Source organism: Achromobacter sp. ACM01, from assembly GCF_014851745.1.
In the GTDB taxonomy this organism is placed as follows: Bacteria; Pseudomonadota; Gammaproteobacteria; order Burkholderiales; family Burkholderiaceae_B; genus Achromobacter; species Achromobacter aegrifaciens.
This window is the reverse complement of sequence record NZ_JACVAF010000001.1, coordinates 1,671,231-1,687,035: the sequence shown is the minus strand read 5'-3', so window position 1 is coordinate 1,687,035 and position 15,805 is coordinate 1,671,231. Positions and strand designations below refer to the sequence as shown.

Genomic DNA, 15,805 nt, shown 5'->3' with positions numbered 1-15,805 from the left:
GGCCATGGAAATCTATCAGATCCGCGCCTTCGTCACCGTCGCCCGGCTGGGCAACCTGACGAAGGCGGCCGAGGCGCTGTCGCTGACCCAACCCGCCGTGACCGCGCAGATCAAGGCGCTGGAACAAAGCCTGGGCGTGGCCTTGTTCGACCGCAGCGGCGGCAGGCTGGCCTTGGCCAAGGCCGGCGAGGTGCTGCTGCCCACCGCCGAATCGCTGCTGGTGCTGGGCGCGCAGTTCAAATCCGAAGCCCAGCAGCTGCAAGGCAGCCTGCATGGCGCGATCGAGCTGGGCGTGCCCAGCGAAAAGCCGGATTTCCTGCGCCTGGGCGAACTGGCCTCGGCCGTCACCCAACGCCTGCCGCTGGTCGAGCTGAAGACCCAGACCCTGCCTGCCGCCTCGTTGGCGGAACAGGTCAGCACCGGCCGCCTGCCGGCGGCGCTGATCATCGCCGCGAATCCGCCGCGCGGCGTGCTTTGGCAGCCCCTGCGCAGCGTGCGCTACCGTATCGCCATGCCCAAGGAGCACGCCGCCGTGCTCAAGCGCGGCGGCTGGCGCGAGGTGGCGCAATTGCCCTGGCTGGACGGCCCCGCCGGCAGCCATACGCACCTGCTGTTGCGCGACATGTTCGAACGCCATGGCCTGTCGCCGCGCATCGTGATGCAGAATGACGACCAGGCCAACCTGGACGCGCTGGTGCGCGCGGGCGCCGGCTGCGCCCTGCTGCGCGAGGAAGCCGCGCTGGCCGGCGCGGCCTCGAACGACTTCATCGTCTGGGGCCAGGCGCGCGTGGACGCCATGCTGGGATTCATCCTGCCCTATGAGCGCGCTAGCGAGCCCGCGCTGGTCGCGTTAAGCTCGATCATTCAAACCATCTGGAAACCGCGCGCGCCCCTCGCGTCCGGCCAGCTCTAAATCCGCATCAAGACCGTAATGACTGAAATCTGGTTCATCCGCCACGGCGAAACCGACTGGAACCGCCAGCGCCGCCTGCAAGGCTGGCAAGACATCCCCCTCAACGAATTCGGCGTCAACCAGGCCAGCCTGCTGGCCGCGCGCATGCGCGAAGAGGCCCGCCACACGCCCATCCACGCCATTTACAGCAGCGACCTGCAGCGCGCCCACGCCACCGCCGTGCCAGTGTCCGAACAGCTGGGCCTGCGCGTGCGCGTGGAGCCGGGCATCCGCGAGCGCGGCTTCGGCGTGCTGGAAGGCCTGGACCACGAACGCATCGATGTGCTGGCCCCCGAAGCCGCTGCCGCCTGGAAGAGCCGCGACCCGCTGCGCCCGCTGGACGGCGGCGAAACGCTGGGCCAATTCCAGTCCCGCGTCATTTCCACCGTGGACGACATCGCCAGCCGCCACGACGACGAACGCATCCTGATGTTCACGCACGGCGGCGTGCTGGACATCATCTGGCGCCATGCCTCGGGCGTGCCGTTGAACGGGCCGCGCGACGCCTCGCTGCTGAACGTCAGCATCAACCGCGTCGGCGTGCAGGGCCGTAAATGGCAGGTGCTGGACTGGGGCGACGTGGGCCACGTGACCGACGAAGTCGGCAACGACGTGGTGCCGTGAACGCTTAGCGCGCGCGGCGCGGCTTGCGCGGCGCGTTGCGCGCCAGCCTGTCGTAGACGGCATTGGGCAACAAGCGCATCAGCTTGGCCACGATGCCCATCTGCCACGGAATCACCACATAGGACGCGCCCCGCCCGATCGCGCTGCGCGCGCGGCGGGCGAAGGCGTCTGCTTCCATCAGGAAAGGCATGGAATACGGGTTGTGGGCCGTCATCGCCGTCTTGATGTAGCCGGGCGCGATCGTCACCACGTCTATGCCTTCGGCGGCCAGCTCCAGCCGCAGGCTTTCGCAATAGGTCACCACCGCCGACTTGGACGCGCTGTAGGCGCCCGCGCCCGGCAGCCCCCGCACCCCTGCCACGCTGGCGATGCCCACCAGCCTGCCCGACCCGGCCTGGCGCATGGACGCGATGAAGGGTTCGAAGGTTGCCACGGTGGCCAGCAGATTGGTGTCGACGATGGCCTTGAAGACGTCGTAGTCTTCGCCATGCTCGGTCAGGGTGCCGGCGCTGATGCCGGCGCTGGCGATGACCACGTCCATGCGACCCTGGCAAAAGGCAATGAAATCCTGTGCCGCGGCATGCAGCGCCTGGCGGTCGCGCACGTCCACTGCATAGCAGCGGTGCTCGCCGGGCAGGCTGTCGGCCAGTTCGCGCAGCGCGTCCTCGCGCCGGCCCAGCAGGCCCAGCGTGGCGCCCGTGGACGCGTATTGCTGCGCCAAGGCGCGTCCCAGGCCGCTGCTGGCGCCGGTGATGAAGACTCTTTCCATGTGTGCCTGATGCCTGTCGTAGCGTTGCGGAATCGCGTTGCAAAAAAATAGGGCACGCTTTCGCGTGCCCTATTGTGTCGCTTGCCAGCTTAGCCTTGCAAGGAAGCGTGCAGCTCCTGCAGCGGATACACCTGCAGGCCCAGGCCTTGGCGCAGGTATTGCATGCCTTCGACCGCGGCGCGGGCGCCGGCGATGGTCGTGAAGAAGGTCACGCGGGCGGCCAGCGCCTGGGTGCGGATGGTGCGCGAATCAGCGATGGCGTTACGGCGCTCTTCGACGGTGTTGATGACCAGCGAGATCTCGCCGTTCTTCACCATGTCGACGATGTGCGGACGGCCTTCGGTGACCTTGTTCACCAGTTGAACCGGAATGCCGGCGGCTTCGATCTCGGCAGCCGTGCCACGCGTGGCGACCAGCTTGAAGCCGAGCGCGTGCAGGCCGCGCGCCACTTCCACCGCCAGGGGCTTGTCCTGGTTCTTGACGCTGATGAACACCGTGCCGGATTCCGGCAGGCGCACACCCGCGGCCAGCTGCGACTTGACGAAGGCTTCGCCGAAGCTCGTGCCCACGCCCATCACTTCGCCGGTCGACTTCATTTCCGGACCCAGGATGGTGTCCACGCCCGGGAACTTCACGAATGGGAACACGGCTTCCTTGACCGAGAAGTAAGGCGGCACGACTTCCTTGGTGATGCCTTGCGCAGCCAGGGTCTGGCCGGCCATGGCGCGCGCGGCGATCTTGGCCAGTTGCAGGCCGGTGGCCTTGGAAACGTAGGGCACCGTGCGCGAAGCGCGCGGGTTCACTTCCAGCACGTAGACGTCGCCGCCCTGGATCGCGAACTGCACGTTCATCAGGCCGCTGACGTTCAATGCCTTGGCCATCATCGTGGTCTGGCGCTTGATCTCGGCGATGACTTCCGCCGACAGCGAGTACGGAGGCAGGCTGCAAGCCGAGTCGCCCGAGTGCACGCCGGCCTGCTCGATGTGTTCCATGACGCCGCCGATGAAGACGGTTTCACCGTCGGCCAGGCAGTCCACGTCCACTTCGGTGGCGTTGTTCAGGAAGCGGTCCAGCAGCACCGGCGAGTCATTGCTGACCTTCACGGCCTCGCGCATGTAGCGCTCGAGGTCCTGCTGCTCGTGCACGATTTCCATGGCGCGGCCGCCCAGCACATAGCTGGGACGCACGACCAGGGGATAGCCGATTTCGGCGGCGTGGGCCAGGGCCTCGCCTTCGGTGCGCGCAGTGCGGTTGGGCGGCTGGCGCAGGCCGAGCTTGTTGAGCAGCTTCTGGAAGCGCTCGCGGTCTTCGGCCACGTCGATGGATTCAGGGCTGGTGCCGATGATGGGCACGCCGTTGGCTTCCAGGGCGCGCGCCAGCTTCAGCGGTGTCTGGCCGCCGTACTGGACGATCATGCCGACCGGGTTTTCCTTGTGGACGATCTCGAGCACGTCTTCGAGCGTCAGCGGCTCGAAGTACAGGCGGTCCGAGGTGTCGTAGTCGGTGGACACGGTTTCCGGGTTGCAGTTGACCATGATGGTCTCGTACCCGTCATCGCGCAGCGCCAGCGCGGCGTGCACGCAGCAATAATCGAATTCAATGCCCTGGCCGATGCGGTTCGGACCGCCGCCCAGCACCACGATCTTCTTGCGGTCGGTGGGCGCGGCTTCGCACTCTTCCTCGTAGGTCGAGTACATGTAGGCCGTGCGGGTGGCGAATTCGGCGGCGCAGGTGTCGACGCGCTTGTAGACCGGACGCACGTTCAGCTGGTGGCGCAGCTTGCGCACTTCGGATTCCGAGGAATCCAGCAGGAAGGCCAGGCGGCGGTCGGAGAAACCGCGGCGCTTGAGTTCCCACAGCGTGGCGTAGTCCAGGTCAGCCAGCGTCTTCTGTTCCAGCGCCAGCTCGATGTCGACGATTTCCTTGATCTGCGACAGGAACCACGGATCGATGTGCGTGATGTTGTGCACTTCGTCCAGCGTGAAACCCTGCGCGAAGGCATCGCCCACGTACCAGATGCGTTCCGGACCGGGTTCGCCCAGTTCGACCTGCAGCTTTTCGCGGTCGGTGGTCTTCTGGTTCAGGCCGTCCACGCCCACTTCCAGGCCGCGCAGCGCCTTCTGGAAGGATTCCTGGAAGGTGCGGCCAATGGCCATGACTTCACCCACGGACTTCATCTGGGTGGTCAGGCGCGCGTCGGCGGTGGGGAATTTTTCGAAGGCGAAACGCGGCACCTTGGTGACCACGTAGTCGATCGAGGGCTCGAACGAGGCGGGCGTGGCGCCGCCGGTGATTTCGTTCTTGAGCTCGTCCAGCGTGTAGCCCACGGCCAGGCGCGCGGCGACCTTGGCGATGGGGAAGCCGGTAGCCTTGGACGCCAGCGCCGACGAACGCGACACGCGCGGGTTCATCTCGATGACGATCATGCGGCCGTTCTTGGGATTGACGGCGAACTGCACGTTCGAGCCGCCCGTATCCACGCCGATCTCGCGCAACACCGCGATCGATGCGTTACGCATGATCTGGTATTCCTTGTCGGTCAGCGTCTGAGCCGGCGCCACGGTGATGGAGTCGCCCGTGTGCACGCCCATCGGGTCCAGGTTTTCGATGGAGCAGACGATGATGCAGTTGTCCGCCTTGTCGCGGACCACTTCCATCTCGAATTCCTTCCAGCCCAGCAGCGACTCTTCGATCAGCAGTTCGCTGGTGGGCGAAGCTTCCAGGCCGCGGCGGCAGATGGTTTCGAATTCTTCGGCGTTGTAGGCGATGCCGCCGCCCGAACCGCCCATGGTGAAGCTGGGGCGGATCACGGCGGGGAAACCGGAGGTGCCGACTTCGGCCGCGATGCGGCGCTGCACTTCCCAGGCTTCGTCCATGCTGTGGGCGACGCCCGACTTGGCCGATTCCAGGCCGATGTCGGTCATGGCCTGCTTGAACTTCTGGCGGTCTTCGGCCTTTTCGATGGCGTGCTCGTTGGCGCCGATCAGCTCGACGTTGTGCTTCTTCAGCACGCCGTGGTGGGCCAGGTCCAGGGCGCAGTTCAGCGCGGTCTGGCCGCCCATGGTGGGCAGCAACGCATCGGGCTTTTCACGCTCGATGATCTTTTCGACGGCTTGCCAGGTGATGGGCTCGATGTAGGTGACGTCGGCCGTTTCCGGGTCCGTCATGATCGTGGCCGGGTTGCTGTTCACCAGGATGGTGCGGTAGCCCTCTGCCTTGAGCGCCTTGCACGCCTGTGCGCCGGAATAGTCGAATTCGCAGGCCTGCCCGATGATGATGGGGCCGGCGCCGATGATGAGTATGCTTTTTAGGTCTGTACGCTTGGGCATGATGCAATCTTTACTTTTGGCCGGACATCAGGGCGATGAACTTGTCGAACAGTTCAAGGATGTCGTGCGGACCCGGGCTGGCTTCGGGGTGACCCTGGAAGCAGAAGGCCGGGCGGTCGGTGAGCTCGAAGCCCTGCAGCGTGCCGTCGAACAGCGAGACGTGCGTCACGCGCGCGTTGGCCGGCAGGCTTGCCGCGTCGACAGCGAAACCGTGGTTCTGGCTGGTGATGAACACGCGCTTGGACTGGAGGTCCTGCACGGGGTGGTTGGCGCCGTGGTGGCCGGTCTTCATCTTGAGCGTCTTGCCGCCCAGCGCCAGGCCCATGATCTGGTGGCCCAGGCAGATGCCGAACACCGGCAGCTTCTTGTCCAGGAAGGCGCGCGTGGCTTCGATCGCGTAGTCGCAGGGCTCGGGGTCGCCAGGGCCGTTGGACAGGAACACGCCGTCGGGATTGAGCTTCAAGACTTCCTCGGCGCTGGTCTGGGCCGGCACCACCGTCAGGCGGCAGCCGCGGTCGGCCAGCAGGCGCAGGATGTTGGTCTTGATGCCGAAGTCGTAGGCCACGACGTGGAACTTGGACTGGTCGGGCTTGGAGAAGCCCTCGCCCAGTTGCCAGGTGCCTTCGGTCCATTCGGCGCGATCCTTGAGCGACACCACCTTGGCCAGGTCCTGGCCGGCCATGCCGGCAAAACCGCGGGCCAGCTCGACGGCGCGCTCGGCGTCGGTGCCGACGAAGATGCAGGCGCCCTGGGCGCCCTTTTCACGCAGGATGCGGGTGAGCTTGCGGGTGTCGATGCCGGAAATGGCGACGACGCCTTGCTCGGAGAGGTACTCAGGCAACGATTGCGTGGAACGGAAGTTCGACACGCGGGCGGGACAGTCGCGGACCACCAGGCCGGCGGCAAAGACGCGCTTGGCTTCCACGTCTTCGGCGTTGACGCCGGTATTGCCGATGTGCGGATAGGTCAGCGTGACGATCTGGCCGCTATAGCTGGGATCGGTGAGAATTTCCTGGTACCCGGTCATCGCGGTGTTGAACACCACTTCGGCAACGGTATGCCCAGGCGCACCGATCGACACGCCTCGAAAAATGGTACCGTCCGCCAGAGCCAGAATTGCAGGAGGGAAGCGGTTGATCCCCTCGGGAAAGAGTTGCGGCAGCACAGTAAACCCCGGTTTTAGAATCGATAATCAAACCTTCGGATTATACCTTGAGCGGCCGTTTTTCTCGGGGAACCGCGCCAAATAAGGCCGGAAACGGGGTTTTGGCCTGTTTTTCCGCGTCCCGCCGTCCCCCTCCGCCGTCCGGCCGGCAGCGCGCCTGCGGCCTCGGTGATACGCTAGGACACCTTCAACCCTAGCCTGCAGCGAGCCGTACCGTCCATGCCCAGCCAACTTGACGCCCTGCGCAACCACACCACCGTCGTCGCCGACACGGGGGATTTCGAAGCGATGAAGGCGTTGCGTCCCACCGACGCCACCACAAACCCGTCCCTAATTCTTAAGGCCGTCCAGCAGGACGCCTACCGTCCCCTGCTGGAAAAGACCGCGCGCGAACACCGCGGCGCGCCCACTGCCGAACTCATGGATCGCCTGCTGGTGGCCTTTGGCCGCGCCATCCTGGACATCGTGCCCGGCCGCGTGTCGACTGAAGTCGACGCCCGCCTGTCCTTCGACACCCGCGCCACCATCGAACGCGCCCGCAGCCTGATCGCCCTGTACGAAGCCGCTGGCGTGCCGCGCGAGCGCGTGCTGATCAAGATCGCCTCGACCTGGGAAGGCATCCAGGCGGCCCGCGCCCTGCAATCGGAAGGCGTGCGCTGCAACCTGACCCTGCTGTTCTCGCTGCCGCAGGCCGTGGCCTGCGCCGATGCCCGCGTGCAGCTGATCTCGCCCTTCGTCGGCCGCATCTACGACTGGCACAAGAAGTCCGCCGGCGCCAACTGGGTCGAGGCCAACAATGCCGGGGCGCGCGATCCCGGCGTGCTGTCCGTCACGCGGATCTACCAGTACTACAAGCACTTCGACATCCCCACGGAAATCATGGGTGCGAGCTTCCGCAACGTGGGCCAGATCCTGGCGCTGTCGGGCTGCGACCTGCTGACCATCAGCCCCGAGCTGCTGACCAAGCTGGCCGGCACCGAGGGCGACGCGCCCGCGCAATTGCGCGCCGACGACGTGCCCGCCAACATCGCCCGCATTGGCGCGGACGAGGTCACCTTCCGCACCCTGCTCAACGAGGATGCGATGGCCAGCGAAAAGCTGTCGGAAGGCATCCGCCTGTTCGTGGCGGACGCGGTCAAGCTGGATGCGTTGATCGAGGCGCAGCGCGCCTGAGCGCGACTTTCCTCTGCCACATCCGCAAGCATGCGCGCGGCCCTTGCGGCCGCGCGCGTGCGTCAGCGGTGATCGTGTGAATGCACCTGCAGCGCTTCCAGGAAGCGCGACACCATGTTGTAGGCCGCCACCGTCGCGGTCAGCTCCACGATGAGCTTTTCGGAGCCCATCGCCGCCTTCGCCGCCTGGAACACCGGTTCCGGCACCTGCACCTGTCGCGTCATGGCATCGGTGTAGGCCAGCACCGCCCTTTCGCGTTCATCGAACAGATCTGACGCTTCCCAATCATTGAGCGCGTCCAGCTGCGCTTGCGAAACGCCTTCCTTCAGCGCGATCGGCGCATGCTGGTCGGCCTCGTAGGGCGCGCCGTTGATGGCCGCCACGCGCATGATGACCAGCTCGCGCAGATCGCCAGGCAAGGTGCTGAGCTGGCGGATCGAGGTCAGGTAATTGAGCCAGCCGCCGGCCACCGCGGGGCTGTGCAGCAGCATCTGGTACAGGTGCAGGACGCTGCCGCGTTCGGCGACGATGCGGTCGACCAGAGGCTTGGCTTCGGGATGGGTCAGGTCGGCGTAGGGTAGACGGGCCATGGGAAACTCCGGTCAGATCTTTTCGGTTTCGCCGGACCTGGGCTGCCATTTCATCAGCCGCTTTTCGCCCATGCCGACGATGGCGTCCAGCACCAGCGCAAAAGCCGTGAGCACGATGATGCCCGCGAACACGGTGTTGACGTCGAAGGTGCCTTCGGCCTGCAGGATCAGATAGCCCACGCCGCTGGCCGAGCCCAGATACTCGCCCACCACCGCGCCCACGAAGGCCAGGCCCACGGAGGTATGCAGGCTGGAAAACACCCAGCTGGTGGCAGACGGCAGGTAAACGTGCCGCAACAGCTGGCGGCGGCGCGCGCCCAGCATCCTGGCGTTGTCCAGCAAGGTGGGGCTGACTTCGCGCACGCCCTGGTAGACATTGAAGAACACGATGAAGAACACCAGCGTCACGGCCAGCGCCACCTTGGACCAGATGCCCAGGCCGAACCACATGCCGAAGATGGGCGCCAGGATGACGCGCGGCATCGAGTTGGCGGCCTTGATGTAGGGATCGAGGATCGCGCTTGCGCCGGGCGACAGACCCAGCCACAGGCCAAAGGCCAGGCCGGCGATGGTGCCGATGAAAAACGCCAGCACGGTTTCGGTCAGCGTCACGCCCAGGTGGGTATAGATGTCCGCGTTGGTCACGAACCAGGCCCAGATGCGGCCCCACACTTTCAGCGGTTCGCCGAAAAAGAAGGCCACCTTGGGATCGCGCGACGCGAAATGCCAAACGAGAAGAATGATGACGAGCAGCAGCAACTGCCAGAAGCGCAGGCTGGCCGAACCGGGTTTGATCAGCTTGGACATGGCCTAGGCTCGCTTCTGTTGGGCGTAGCCCTTAAGAACTTCTTCGCGCAGCACGCCCCAGATGGCGGAGTGCAGCTCCACGAAGCGCGGATGCGTGCGCACTTCGGCCACGTCGCGCGGACGCGGCAGGTCGATGGCGAATTCGCCGATGGGGTGCGTGCCGGGCCCTGCCGACAGCACCACCACGCGATCGCTCATGGCGATGGCCTCGTCCAGGTCGTGCGTGATGAAGAGCACGGCCTTGCGCTTGGCCATCCACAGGTCCAGGACCTCGTTCTCCATGAGCTGGCGCGTCTGGATGTCCAGCGCCGAGAACGGCTCGTCCATCAGGATGATGTCGGGATCGCGGATCAACGTCTGCGCCAGCATCGTGCGCTTGCGCATGCCGCCCGACATCTGATGCGGATAACGGCCCTCGAAGCCGCCCAGGCCCACGCGGCGCATCCATTCGCGGCCGCGCTCCAGCGCCTGTTGCCGAGGCACGCCGGCAAAGTCCAGGCCCGCCACCACGTTGTCCAGCGCGCTGCGCCAGGGCAGCAGGGCCTCGCCCTGGAACATGTAGCCGGCCCGCTCATTGATGCCGGACAGAGGCTGCCCGAACACCTTCACGCTGCCCGAGGACGGCGCCAGCAAGCCGGCGCTGACGTTGAGCAGGGTGGACTTGCCGCATCCGGTCGGACCCACCACCGACACGAACTCCCCTGGCGCGATGGCCAGGGTCGTGTCGCTGACGGCGGTGTAGCGCTGCGAGCGGTCGTCGCGGGAGACAAAGGTGCAGCTGATGTTTTCCAGCGACAGCGCGGCTTCAGCCATTGGGGTACTTCTCGTTGGCGCGGCGCGCGTAGTCGTTGGTCCAGACCTTGGACGGGTCGATCTTGGAGCCGTCGAAATCCGCCTGGTAGGCAGCCAGCGCCTTGAGCGCAGTGGCGGCGCCATCCTCGGGGATCAGGCCGTCCGGCGACAGGCCCTCCAGGCTCTTGGCGATGGCGGCCTTGTAGACGGCCGGATCGCCCAGCAGATAGGTTTCCGGCACGACCTTGGCGATTTCGTCGGCGCCGGCCTTCTGGATCCACTTGTCGGCGCGCACCAGCGCGTTGGCCAGGGCCTGGGTGGTGTTGGGATTGGCGTCAAGGAAGGCCTGCGGGGCGTACAGGCAGCCCGCCGGCATGTTGCCGCCGAAGATTTCCTTGGTGTCCTTGAGCGTGCGCGTATCGACGATGATCTGGATGTCGCCCGGCATTTCCAGCATCGACACCACGGGGTCGGTGTTGGAGATGGCGTCGATCTGGCCGCTGCGCAGCGCGGTCACTGCGCCGGCGCCGGCGCCCACGCCGATGATGGACACATCCGAGGCCTTCAGGCCGTGCTTGGCGAGGAAGAAGCTGACCACCATGTTGGTGGACGAGCCCGGCGCGGTCACGCCGATCTTCTTGCCCTTCAGGTCGGCGGCGCTCTTGTAGTTGGGCAGGTTCTTCTTGGACACGCCCACGCCTATCATCGGCGCGCGGCCCTGCAGCACGAAGGCGCGGTAGGCCTGGCCCTTGGATTGCATGGACAAAGTGTGTTCGAACGCGCCCGACACGATGTCGGCGCTGCCGCCCACCACGGCCTGCAAGGCCTTGGAGCCACCCGCGAAGTCGGCAATGCTGACGTCCAGCCCTTCGTCCTTGAAGTAGCCGCGGGCTTCCGCGATGGACAGGGGGAGATAGTAGATCAGCGGCTTGCCGCCGACTGCGATCTGGACCTTGGTCTTCTCCAGCTTCTGCGCGCGCACGATGGCGGGCGCCATGCCCATGACGCCGGCGGCGCCGGCCATCTTGAGCAGATCACGGCGAGTGACTGACATGTGCTTGTCTCCTAGTTGTCGGGCAGACCGATAGCGCCGGTCTTTGCCAGCTCTTCTATAGCCGCTGAATCATACCCCAGCGATTTCAGGACTTCCTCGGTATGTTCCCCTAATACGGGCCCCACCCAGCGCGTCTCGCCGGGCGTCTCCGACAGCTTGGGCACGACGGCCGGCAGCTTGACCGGCGTGCCGTCAGGGAAGCGGTGCTGCTCTATCATGCGGCGCGCCAGGAACTGCGGATCGCTGAACATGTCGGCCACGCTGTAGATCTTGCCCACCGGCACGTCGGCGCCCTTCAGCGCGCCCAGCGCCTCTTCGATGCCGCGCGCGCCGCACCACTGCTGGATGGCGCCGTCGATCTCGTCCACGCGCTTGGCGCGGCCGTCGTTGCGCACCAGCCCCGGATCCGTGGCCAGATCGTCACGGCCGATGGCACGCATCAGCCGGTGGAAGATCGCGTCGCCGTTCCCGGCGATGACGATGTTCTGGCCATCGCGGGTGGTGTAGGTATTCGAAGGCACGATGCCGGGCAGCGCGCCGCCAGTACGCTCGCGCACCACGCCGGCCACGTCGTACTCGGGCACCAGGCTTTCCATCATGTTGAACACGGCCTCGTACAGCGCTACGTCCACCATCTGGCCCTGCCCCGCCTGGCACTCCGCGCCCTGCTTGCCGTTCCAGCGCCCGCCGGTGGCGTCGCGGTGCCGCAGCGCCATCATCGCGCCGATCACGCCGTGCAAGGCGGCGATGGAATCTCCGATGGAGATGCCCACGCGCAGGGGCGGCCGGTCGGGATGGCCCGACACGTAGCGCAGCCCGCCCATGGATTCGCCGATGGCGCCAAAGCCCGGCTGGTCCTTCATGGGCCCGGTCTGCCCATAGCCGGACAGGCGCACCATGATGAGCGCGGGGTTGATGGCGCGCAGCTGTTCGTAGCCCAGCCCCCACTTCTCCAGCACGCCCGGCCGGTAGTTCTCGACCACCACATCGGCGTCCAGCGCCAGCTTGCGGGCGATCTCCCGCGCGCGTGGATCTTTCAGGTTGAGTGCGATGGATTGCTTGTTGCGGGCCTGCACCGTCCACCAAAGGGAATTGCCCTCGTGCAGATGGCGCCAGCTGCGGATGGGGTCGCCGCCGCCCGTGCCGTCAGGCCCGTGGGGCGTTTCCACCTTGATGACATCGGCGCCGAATTCGCCGAAGATGCGCGCGGCGAACGGGCCGGCAATGAGCGTGCCGAGTTCCAGGACCTTCAGTCCGGTCAGCGCTGACATGGCTTGTCTTCCTCACGGTTTTTGCCGTTGCCGATACGTTGCCGGCAAGGCGTTCTGGCACTGCGGAATCAGGTGGTCTTGCGCTCCATCAGGGCCCAGGCGATGGTCCCGGCGTCGACGTATTCCAGCTCGCTGCCGGCAGGCACGCCGCGCGCCAGCCGCGTGACCCGCAGGCCGCGCTCGCCCAGCGCTTCGCCCAGGAAGTGGGCGGTGGTTTCGCCTTCGGCGGTGAAGTTGGTGGCCAGGATGACCTCCTGCACCACGCCGTCGGTCGCGCGCTTGATCACCCGCTCGAAATCCAGCTCGCGCGGACCGATCCCTTCGAGCGGCGCGACGCGGCCCATCAGCACGTAATACAGGCCGCGATAGCCGTGGCTGGACTCGATCATGTTCTGATCGGCCGGCGTCTCGACGATGCACAGCAGCGAGGGATCGCGCTTGGGATTGATGCAGGTGCCGCAGACTTCCTCTTCCGAGAAACTGTTGCAGCGGGCGCAATGCTTCAGGTCCCGCACCGCGCCCGCCAACGCCTGCCCCAGCATGTCCGCGCCTTGCGGGTCATGCTGCAGCAGGTGATAGGCCATGCGCCGGGCAGAACGCACGCCCACGCCGGGCAGGCGCCGCAGCGCCTCGATCAGCGAGACGAGCGGCTCGGGTTCAGGCAGTAGCGGGTCCATTGCGGCCTTGGGGCTGCGTTCAGAACGGCAGCTTCATGCCCGGGGGCAGCGGCATGCCGGCGGTGACCGAGGCCATTTTTTCCTGCGAGGTGGCTTCGGCCTTGCGCAGCGCGTCGTTGAACGCGGCGGCGACCAGGTCTTCCAGCATGTCCTTGTCGTCGCCCAGCAGCGACGGATCGATGGCCACGCGCTTGACGTCGTGGCGGCAGGTCATGGTGACCTTGACCAGGCCGCCGCCGGAGGCGCCTTCGACCTGGATCTCGGCCAGCGCGTCCTGCGCCTTCTTCATGTTTTCCTGCATTTGCTGCGCCTGGCGCATCAGGCCGGCCAGTTGTCCTTTCATCATGATCGATGCTTCCTTGAACGAGGGGAATGAGAGATGGCCGCCGCTTCAGGCAGCGGCGGCGGGGGAATCTACGTGGCGGATCGAGCCGGCGACGACCTGGCCGCCGAAATCGGCGACGAGCGCCTGTACGAACGGGTCGACCGCGACCGCCTCTTCGGCGGCCTGCTGGCGGGCGGCGCGTTCGGCCTGGGCCACGGCATGCGCCGTCGCCTCGCCCGTCACGCCGACCTCGACGTCCAGCCGTATGCCTTGGCCGAAATGTTCGCACAACACCGTCTGCAGACGGACGCGGCTTTCGCTTTCGGCCAGCGTCTTGACGGCCACGCGCAGGATGACGGCATCGCCCTGCACGCCGGCCCATGCGCTCTGGCGCGCCAGTTCCGCCGCCAAGCCGGTGACCGGCAGGCGCGCAGCCAGCTCGGGCCAGGTTTCCGACGTCATGTCCGTCAGGCGGGCGCGCGACGACTGCCGCTTGCGCGCGGGCGCCGGACCTTCGCGGCGGGCCGCTGGCGGCGGCGCAGCCGAGGGCGCGCTGGCCAGGGTTTCGAAATCATCGTCGTCAGGATCCGACGTAAAGCCGTTGTCCGGCGCAAAGCCGCCTTCGGCTTCGAACGGGATTTCTTCGTCGACCCAGGCGGGCGGGCCTTCGCCATCATCGGTTTGGAGCGCGGGCGCGGGCGCGATGGCTGCGGCGGTCGCGGGCGTGATCGCCAGCGCGGCCGAACCAGCGGTCTTGCCAGCTTCGGACTCGGACATGGCCGGCGCATCGGCAGGCAGTTCTTCCCAGGGCGGCACGCTGCCGGGCCGGGTGGCTTGCGAAGTTTGTTCCAACGCGGCAGGTTCGGGTTCCGCCGCGGCAGGCGCCGGTTCAGCCTTCTGCGCGACGGCTGCGGGAGCCGCGGACTCAGCCGGAGCAGGAGCCTGCGCGGCCACGGGCGGCGCCGGAATCGCGGCGACCGGTGCAGGCTCCGCAACCGCTGGTGCGGCTGCGGGCTGAACGGCTGCCGGCGCGGGCTGGGGCTGCGCCGCGGCGGGCGCAGGCGCGGCAACTGCCGCCGGCGCTGCGGCCGCATCGGCAGTCTGACGGGCCGGCGCGGCGGGCGCTTCGAGCGCGGTCTGCGGGCCGGCGTCGCCATTGAGCGCCAGCATGCGCAGGCAGGCCATGATGAAGCCCGCGTACTCGTCGGGCGCCAGGGTCAGTTCGCTGCGGCTGTGCACCGCCACGGAATAGAACAGCTGCACCGCGTCCGGGTGCAGAGCCAGCGCCAGCCGGGCAATGTCGCCGGCCAGCGGATCCTCGGCGGGGGTCACGCCGCGCACGCGCTGCTCGATGGCGACGCGCGACAGCAGCACGGCCAGGTCGGCCAAGGCGCCAGCATAGGACAGGCCGCGGATGGCCAGTTCATCCGCCACCGCCAGCACGCCCTTGGCGTCGCCAGCGGACAGCGCATCCAGCAGGCGCACCAGATGCCGCTGGTCGATGGTGCCGAGCATGCCGCGCACGGCGTCCTCGGTCAGGTTGCCGGCGCTATAGGCAATGGCCTGGTCGGTCAGCGACAGCGCGTCGCGCATGGAGCCCGCGGCCGCCTGCCCGATCAGCCGCAAGGCCGGCACGTCGAAGCCCACCGCTTCCTGGCCGAGCACGGCCTGCAGATGGCCGACGATGGAATCGGCCGGCATCTGCTTCAGGTTGAACTGCAGGCAGCGCGACAGCACCGTCACCGGAATCTTCTGCGGGTCGGTGGTCGCGAGGATGAATTTGACGTGCGGCGGCGGCTCTTCCAGTGTCTTGAGCATGGCGTTGAACGCATGCCCGGTCAGCATGTGGACTTCGTCGATCATGTAGACCTTGAAGCGCCCTGCTCCCGGCGCGTACACCGCCTGCTCCAGCAACTGCGTCATTTCCTCGACGCCGCGGTTCGAGGCCGCGTCCAGCTCGAGGTAGTCGACGAAACGCCCGGCATCGATCTCCGTGCAGGCGCGACAGACGCCGCAAGGCTTGGACGTGATGCCTGTTTCGCAGTTGAGGGACTTCGCCAGGATGCGCGAGAGCGTGGTCTTGCCGACGCCGCGGGTTCCCGTGAACAGCCAGGCGTGATGCAGGCGTTGGGTGTCGAGCGCATGCGTCAGCGCGCGCACCACGTGATCCTGTCCCACGAGGGTATCGAACGATCTCGGCCGCCACTTGCGGGCCAGTACCAGATAAGTCATGGGTGGATTGTAGAGCCTGTTTCGCAAGCTGGCCCGAAATGGCCG

General features: G+C 66.7%; 14 protein-coding genes. 3 read left to right on the top strand and 11 right to left on the bottom strand.

The window, feature by feature from the left end:
• The first annotated feature begins 4 nt into the window (after positions 1–4).
• On the top strand, positions 5–913 hold the full coding sequence (locus tag IB268_RS07885) for a LysR family transcriptional regulator (protein ID WP_192354050.1): 909 nt from the start codon (positions 5–7) through the stop codon (positions 911–913).
• An 18-nt stretch (positions 914–931) separates the two neighbouring features.
• Positions 932–1,576 (top strand): histidine phosphatase family protein, encoded by a 645-nt coding sequence (locus tag IB268_RS07880; protein ID WP_013395601.1) that lies wholly within the window; start codon positions 932–934, stop codon positions 1,574–1,576.
• A gap of 4 nt (positions 1,577–1,580) precedes the next feature.
• Here the strand turns inward: IB268_RS07880 and IB268_RS07875 are convergent, their stop codons facing one another.
• The 3 genes from IB268_RS07875 to carA all read right to left on the bottom strand — a co-directional run bounded on the left by IB268_RS07875 (position 1,581) and on the right by carA (position 6,839).
• A complete protein-coding gene (locus tag IB268_RS07875; protein ID WP_192354049.1) occupies positions 1,581–2,345 on the bottom strand; it encodes an SDR family oxidoreductase in 765 nt (254 codons plus the stop codon).
• Between the two features lie 89 nt (positions 2,346–2,434).
• Positions 2,435–5,674 (bottom strand): carbamoyl-phosphate synthase large subunit, encoded by a 3,240-nt coding sequence (gene carB / locus IB268_RS07870; protein WP_054451376.1) that lies wholly within the window; start codon positions 5,672–5,674, stop codon positions 2,435–2,437.
• 10 nt (positions 5,675–5,684) lie between these two features.
• Entirely contained in the window at positions 5,685–6,839 is a 1,155-nt protein-coding gene (gene carA, locus IB268_RS07865; protein WP_059380170.1) for a glutamine-hydrolyzing carbamoyl-phosphate synthase small subunit, read from the bottom strand.
• 219 nt (positions 6,840–7,058) lie between these two features.
• Here carA and tal point away from each other — a divergent pair, with 219 nt between their 5' ends.
• Complete coding sequence (gene tal, locus IB268_RS07860; RefSeq protein WP_192354048.1) at positions 7,059–8,012, top strand: transaldolase; 954 nt, start codon at positions 7,059–7,061, stop codon at positions 8,010–8,012.
• Positions 8,013–8,074: 62 nt separating this feature from the next.
• Here the strand turns inward: tal and IB268_RS07855 are convergent, their stop codons facing one another.
• The 8 genes from IB268_RS07855 to IB268_RS07820 form a co-directional block, all read right to left on the bottom strand.
• Positions 8,075–8,602: a carboxymuconolactone decarboxylase family protein gene (locus IB268_RS07855; RefSeq protein ID WP_054451379.1), complete on the bottom strand. Its 528-nt coding sequence runs from the start codon at positions 8,600–8,602 to the stop codon at positions 8,075–8,077.
• A gap of 12 nt (positions 8,603–8,614) precedes the next feature.
• Positions 8,615–9,409, bottom strand: coding sequence for an ABC transporter permease (locus IB268_RS07850; protein ID WP_054451381.1), 795 nt, complete (start codon positions 9,407–9,409; stop codon positions 8,615–8,617).
• A gap of 3 nt (positions 9,410–9,412) precedes the next feature.
• Positions 9,413–10,222, bottom strand: a complete 810-nt coding sequence (locus IB268_RS07845; RefSeq protein WP_054451383.1) for an ABC transporter ATP-binding protein — start codon at positions 10,220–10,222, stop codon at positions 9,413–9,415.
• Positions 10,215–11,255: an ABC transporter substrate-binding protein gene (locus tag IB268_RS07840; RefSeq protein ID WP_054451384.1), complete on the bottom strand. Its 1,041-nt coding sequence runs from the start codon at positions 11,253–11,255 to the stop codon at positions 10,215–10,217. Before IB268_RS07840 ends, IB268_RS07845 begins: the two co-directional genes overlap by 8 nt.
• 11 nt (positions 11,256–11,266) lie before the next feature.
• A complete protein-coding gene (locus tag IB268_RS07835) occupies positions 11,267–12,526 on the bottom strand; it encodes a CaiB/BaiF CoA-transferase family protein (RefSeq protein WP_054451385.1) in 1,260 nt (419 codons plus the stop codon).
• Between the two features lie 68 nt (positions 12,527–12,594).
• Positions 12,595–13,203, bottom strand: a complete 609-nt coding sequence (gene recR, locus IB268_RS07830) for a recombination mediator RecR (protein WP_054451387.1) — start codon at positions 13,201–13,203, stop codon at positions 12,595–12,597.
• A gap of 19 nt (positions 13,204–13,222) precedes the next feature.
• The gene (locus IB268_RS07825) at positions 13,223–13,549 is read right to left on the bottom strand and encodes a YbaB/EbfC family nucleoid-associated protein (RefSeq protein WP_042794716.1); all 327 of its coding nucleotides are present in this window, start codon (positions 13,547–13,549) and stop codon (positions 13,223–13,225) included.
• Between the two features lie 45 nt (positions 13,550–13,594).
• On the bottom strand, positions 13,595–15,760 hold the full coding sequence (locus tag IB268_RS07820) for a DNA polymerase III subunit gamma/tau (protein WP_192354047.1): 2,166 nt from the start codon (positions 15,758–15,760) through the stop codon (positions 13,595–13,597).
• Between the last annotated feature and the right edge of the window lie 45 nt (positions 15,761–15,805).

Bases quoted from the DNA above. Each gene is read 5' to 3' on its own strand.
- recR (WP_054451387.1), bottom strand. From the start codon at position 13,203: ATGGACCCGCTACTGCCTGAACCCGAGCCGCTCGTCTCGCTGATCGAG.
- IB268_RS07820 (WP_192354047.1), bottom strand. From the start codon at position 15,760: ATGACTTATCTGGTACTGGCCCGCAAGTGGCGGCCGAGATCGTTCGAT.
- IB268_RS07880 (WP_013395601.1), top strand. From the start codon at position 932: ATGACTGAAATCTGGTTCATCCGCCACGGCGAAACCGACTGGAACCGC.
- IB268_RS07885 (WP_192354050.1), top strand. From the start codon at position 5: ATGGAAATCTATCAGATCCGCGCCTTCGTCACCGTCGCCCGGCTGGGC.
- IB268_RS07855 (WP_054451379.1), bottom strand. From the start codon at position 8,602: ATGGCCCGTCTACCCTACGCCGACCTGACCCATCCCGAAGCCAAGCCT.
- IB268_RS07875 (WP_192354049.1), bottom strand. From the start codon at position 2,345: ATGGAAAGAGTCTTCATCACCGGCGCCAGCAGCGGCCTGGGACGCGCC.
- tal (WP_192354048.1), top strand. From the start codon at position 7,059: ATGCCCAGCCAACTTGACGCCCTGCGCAACCACACCACCGTCGTCGCC.
- IB268_RS07850 (WP_054451381.1), bottom strand. From the start codon at position 9,409: ATGTCCAAGCTGATCAAACCCGGTTCGGCCAGCCTGCGCTTCTGGCAG.
- IB268_RS07835 (WP_054451385.1), bottom strand. From the start codon at position 12,526: ATGTCAGCGCTGACCGGACTGAAGGTCCTGGAACTCGGCACGCTCATT.
- carB (WP_054451376.1), bottom strand. From the start codon at position 5,674: ATGCCCAAGCGTACAGACCTAAAAAGCATACTCATCATCGGCGCCGGC.
- IB268_RS07840 (WP_054451384.1), bottom strand. From the start codon at position 11,255: ATGTCAGTCACTCGCCGTGATCTGCTCAAGATGGCCGGCGCCGCCGGC.
- IB268_RS07845 (WP_054451383.1), bottom strand. From the start codon at position 10,222: ATGGCTGAAGCCGCGCTGTCGCTGGAAAACATCAGCTGCACCTTTGTC.
- IB268_RS07825 (WP_042794716.1), bottom strand. From the start codon at position 13,549: ATGATGAAAGGACAACTGGCCGGCCTGATGCGCCAGGCGCAGCAAATG.